The sequence below is a fragment of the Cetobacterium sp. genome (assembly GCF_048470075.1).
Taxonomy (GTDB): Bacteria; Fusobacteriota; Fusobacteriia; order Fusobacteriales; family Fusobacteriaceae; genus Cetobacterium_A.
In genome coordinates this window covers 1-4,902 of the sequence record NZ_DBGBQB010000106.1, presented here as the reverse complement: position 1 = coordinate 4,902, position 4,902 = coordinate 1, and the positions used below count along the sequence as shown (strand labels likewise).

Sequence of the window (4,902 nt, the reverse complement as noted above, 5' to 3'; positions counted from 1 at the left end):
TGAAATTTTAAAAAGATACAATAATTTTTTAGAGGGAGTTATGTCTTGGGATTTAAAAACTAACCTATTAAAAGGAGAAAAGGTAACAAAGATATACTCAAAATATAGAAAGATAGTGAATATATTAAATGAGAGATCTATATGCTATATGGATGAACTAAACTATGATGTCATAGATAGCTTTATAAATTATGGATACAATGAAAGTGAAATAGAAATATTTAAAAGTATATATGATGATTATAGAAAAAAATATTTAGTAAAATAAAAATAAAATAACAAAATAATATGTAGAAAAACTAGGAACTATAAGGGTTCCTTTTTTTTATAAAAACATTAAAGGAAAGTGATATATACTTCGTAAATCAGAGTAAAGTAACTTTAAAGATGTGAGGTGGCTTCAATGGAAAAATTTAAAAAAGTTAATTTAAAGTATGTTGGTTTTGGAGTTGTAATACTATTAATTACATATTTTATAGTGGATTATATTATAAGTATAAGAGAGGAAAGAGTATATTATGGAGTTTTAGAGGTTGATAAGATAAATGTATCACCAGAGGTTTCAGGAAAAATAGAGGTATTATATATAGATGATGGATATCTGGTTAAAAAAGGGGAGCAACTTGTAAAGATAGATGGAGAAGAGAATAGATTAAAAATGGAAAATAGTGAGATAAATTTAGAGACTTCCAAAAATCAATTACAAAAGACTTTAGATGGGACTAGAGAGGAACAGATTGCTGCTCAAAAAGAGGTAGTAAAACAGTTGGAAACACAGGTAGAACAGGCTAAGAAAAATATTGCTACATTGACAAGTAACTCTAAATTTGCAATTTCAAATTTAGAAAATAAAAGAAAAATTTACAATGATACAAAAGAACTTTTTAATAAAAAATTTGAAAGTCAATATAATTTTGATACAGCAAGATTAAACTATGAAAATGCACAAAATCAATTTATAAATGCACAAAATAGTTTGGAAAATGGAAAAGAAGCACTACTTGGATATGAGGCACAAAAAAAATCAGCTGAAGAAAATTTGAGATATATGATAAACGGATTTTCAAAAAGAGATATAGAGTCAGATAAGCTAAAAATAGGGTCATCTATAAAAAATTTGGAATTGGCTAAAGTATATGTTGATAGAGGTAAATTGATATGTCCAATTGATGGTTTAGTAGAAAGTGTAAACTTTAAAGTGGGAGAAGTGGTTGGACCAGGAATGTCAGTTGTAACATTGTTGGATACAAATAATCTTTGGACAAAAATATATGTCCCTGAAAAGATAGTTCCCTTAATAAAGTTAGGTCAAAAAGTTATTGTTCAAAGCGATTTTATAGATAAGAAGTATGATGGAAAAATAGTGTATGTAGCTTCAGATTCTGAGTTTACACCTATGAATATAGTTACCAAGAAAGATAGATTAAAACTTGTATATGAAGTGAAGATAAAGATTTTAAATAATGATGACAAATTAAAAAGTGGGATGCTTGTGGGGGTGGACTTAGGCTTATGAACATAGAAACTACAGAAAGTAAAAGAAAAGAGTATGCTATAGAGATAAAAGGATTGACTAAAAAATTTGAAAAATATGTGGCTGTGGACAATTTAAGCTTTTCAATACCAAAAGGTGTAATATTTGGATTTCTAGGACCAAATGGAAGTGGAAAATCAACAACAATTAGAATGATTTGTGGAGTACTTACTCCAACTTCAGGAGAGGGAAAAGTGTTGGGATATGATTTAAAAAGTAATCCAGAAAAAATAAAAGCAAGAATAGGATATATGTCTCAAAAATTTAGTCTCTATGAGGATTTAACAATTGAAGAGAATCTTACTTTTTATGGAGAGATATACTCGATCTCTAAAGACAGATTAAAAGATAGAATAGAGGAGATTATAGTCATGTTAAATCTAAATGAAAAGAGGGGAGTTCTATCTAAAAATCTATCTGGAGGATGGAAGCAGCGTTTAGCATTGGGTTGTGCAATAATACATAAACCTGAGTTACTTATATTAGATGAGCCAACAGCAGGGGTTGATCCAGTTGCTAGAAGAGAGTTTTGGGCAACGATAAAAGATCTTATAAAGAGTGGAGATATAACGGTTTTGGCAACTACACACTATATGGATGAGGCATCTGTATGTGATATAATAGGATTTATATTTGAAGGTAAATTAGTGACAATAGACACACCAAAAAATCTATATAAAAGATATAATACTGACAATTTAGAGGATGTATTTATCATCTATGTAAAAGAACTTTCACATAGAGAGGTTATATCTTCATTTGATCAGTTAAAGGGGAACTCTAAGGAGGAACATTATGATTAATATAGATAGAACTCTCACAATCGCTAAGAAAGAGATAATACACATAAAAAGAGATAGAGCAAGTCTTGTAATAGCATTGATATTACCTATTTTTTTACTTCTATTATTTGGATTTGCTGTTAGTTCAGATGTAGATAATCTGAAGTTATCTGTATATGATGGAGGCAAAACAGTTGAGAGTAGAGAACTTATAAATAAATTTAATAATTCAACATATTTAAAAGTATATGAGTACGTGGATACTCCAGATGCAGTAGAGCGAAGTTTAGATTATGGTAGAACTAAGATTGGAGTTATTATACCAGATTATTTTACTACGAGATTGAGGAGAGGAGAAACTTCAGACGTTCAATTTCTAATAGATGGATCTGATCCATATATAGCAAAAACAGCAGCAGCTTACTCCTCTCTTATTGTAAATCACTACTCTCAGGAGTTATCTAAGGAAAATTTGGCTGAAAATGAACTATCTCAAAAAATAAAACCTTATAATCTACTTCTATATAATCCTACATTGGAAAGTAGTAAATTTAATATTCCAGGAATAATTGGGTTAATTTTACAAAATATTACTATAATGCTAACTGCTTTTTCAATAGTTAGAGAGAAGGAAAAAGGAACTATGGAGCAGTTAATAATGACACCTATAACTCCATTGGAGCTTGTGATTGGAAAGATAATACCATATGTTTTTATAGCGTTCTTTGAGTTGGATATGACCTTGATTCTAGGAAAAATAATCTTTGGAGTAGATATAAAGGGAAGCTTAACTCTGTTGATAGTTTTAGGAACTATATTTCTAACTTCATCTTTAGCTATTGGAATATTTATATCCACTATATCCAATACCCAACTTGAAGCTATGCATCTGTCTTTAGCCTATCTTTTACCCAGCGTTATTCTATCAGGATTTGTGTTTCCAAGGGAAGCAATGCCAAAAATTATATATTTTGTAAGTTGCTTTATACCACTTACATATTTTAATGAGATTTTAAGAGGAATAATATTAAAAGGGGTAGGAGTGAAGGAGTTACTTCAACCAATAGCAGCACTTATGGTATTAATAATTGTTATAATCATAGTTTCAATAAAGAAATTCAAGAAAACACTGGATTAGTAGGGGGCGGAAAATTATGAAATTAAAAATTTTAATTATGTTTATTACATGTATCTCACTTTTTGCAAAAGCTATACCTATTGATAAGGCTATTGAAATGGCTATAAAACAGGGAGAGGAGACTAATATCTCAAGAAAAAACTTAAATATATCAGAAAAAGAGCTAAGTTCAGCATTTAAAACAGCCTTACCAAACCTTTTTTTTGCAGGTGGATATTTAAAGAGTGATGGAGCTTTTTTAGAAAATACTCCCATACAAACAGCAAAAAGTGGATATGTAAATTTCATAGGGATATCCCAACCTATATTTCAGGGAGGGGCTATAACAGCGAAAATAAAAAAAGCTAAGGTGGAGGAGAGAAAAGCAGCATTGGCTCTATTAAAAGAGATTAGAGATATTAGATTGGAAGTTATCTCAATATATACTGGTATTTTATCTGCTCAAAATAGCTTAGATGCCTATAGAGTTTCAAAAGAGCAATTGAAGGAAGCCCTTGATTATGAAAGAGAGAAAGAGAAAATAGGAAAGACAACAAAGGCTGATATACTTAAAGCAGAATATCAGCTCTTAGATATGGAAGCCTCTATTTTAGATATAAATAATCAGATAGAGATTGGTCTTTTAACTTTAAAACAAAAGTTAAACCTTTCAAGTTCGGAGGAGATAGTGGTAGAAAATTTCTATATAGATGAAAATATATTGAAAAATATAGATTATAATAGAGATTTAGAACGGGCATTAGCAGATGGAATAGCTGCAAATTTTGCAAAACTGAATATAGATGAGGCAGATATTGAAAAGATGTTAGCAAAATCTGAGTTATTGCCACATGTGAGAGGTTTTATAGGAAAGGAGTATGTTACAGAAAATCATAAGACAGACAACTCTTGGGGAGGGGGAATAGTAGTAAATTGGAATATTTTTCAATTTGGTAAGGATTATGATAACTATGAGGCTGCACATTTGACAGTTGAAAAAACAAGGACTCAAGAGAAACTTATACACAACAATATAAGAGTAAACATTAAATCAGCTTATTTGGATATGGTTAAGTTTACAAAGCTTGAAAGAGTATATTTTAAAGCTTTAGAGGAAGCTGAAGAAAACTATAAAAAAGATAAAATTAGATTTCAAAAAGGGATGATATCTATTTTAGATTTTCTTATTTCGCAAGAGGTTTTAACAACGTCTAAAGTAAAGTATGAAAATATAAGACTGACTTTATATAACTCTTTAGAGAGATATAGATCACTTTTAATATAAAAAATACTGAAAAATTTGGAAATGTTGTTATTCTAGATAAAAGATTGAAGGATTTAGTATGTATTTTATATTATATAACATTATGACGGGAAAAGAAAAGCAGCTCACATTAATTTTGTGAGCTGTTATTTTTTATTCAATAAAAAATTAAATTATGAAATCTAGTAGTTGTATGGTGAGTATT

General features: G+C 29.3%; 4 protein-coding genes and 1 pseudogene. All 5 read left to right on the top strand.

What is annotated here, in order from left to right; genetic code table 11:
- Positions 1–268: pseudogene (locus tag ACMOUI_RS03925) on the top strand (hypothetical protein); the annotation flags it as partial.
- A 135-nt stretch (positions 269–403) separates the two neighbouring features.
- Positions 404–1,516, top strand: coding sequence for an HlyD family secretion protein (locus ACMOUI_RS03920; protein WP_418964434.1), 1,113 nt, complete (start codon positions 404–406; stop codon positions 1,514–1,516).
- Complete coding sequence (locus ACMOUI_RS03915) at positions 1,513–2,337, top strand: ABC transporter ATP-binding protein (RefSeq protein WP_418964433.1); 825 nt, start codon at positions 1,513–1,515, stop codon at positions 2,335–2,337. The genes ACMOUI_RS03920 and ACMOUI_RS03915 overlap by 4 nt, the downstream gene beginning before the upstream one ends.
- A complete protein-coding gene (locus ACMOUI_RS03910; protein WP_418964432.1) occupies positions 2,330–3,454 on the top strand; it encodes an ABC transporter permease in 1,125 nt (374 codons plus the stop codon). Before ACMOUI_RS03915 ends, ACMOUI_RS03910 begins: the two co-directional genes overlap by 8 nt.
- Before the next feature lie 16 nt (positions 3,455–3,470).
- On the top strand, positions 3,471–4,718 hold the full coding sequence (locus ACMOUI_RS03905) for a TolC family protein (protein WP_418964431.1): 1,248 nt from the start codon (positions 3,471–3,473) through the stop codon (positions 4,716–4,718).
- The last annotated feature ends 184 nt before the right edge of the window (positions 4,719–4,902 follow it).

What these genes read in the sequence shown, in the direction of transcription:
- ACMOUI_RS03920 (WP_418964434.1), top strand. Translation starts at nt 404, where the DNA reads ATGGAAAAATTTAAAAAAGTTAATTTAAAGTATGTTGGTTTTGGAGTT.
- ACMOUI_RS03915 (WP_418964433.1), top strand. Translation starts at nt 1,513, where the DNA reads ATGAACATAGAAACTACAGAAAGTAAAAGAAAAGAGTATGCTATAGAG.
- ACMOUI_RS03910 (WP_418964432.1), top strand. Translation starts at nt 2,330, where the DNA reads ATGATTAATATAGATAGAACTCTCACAATCGCTAAGAAAGAGATAATA.
- ACMOUI_RS03905 (WP_418964431.1), top strand. Translation starts at nt 3,471, where the DNA reads ATGAAATTAAAAATTTTAATTATGTTTATTACATGTATCTCACTTTTT.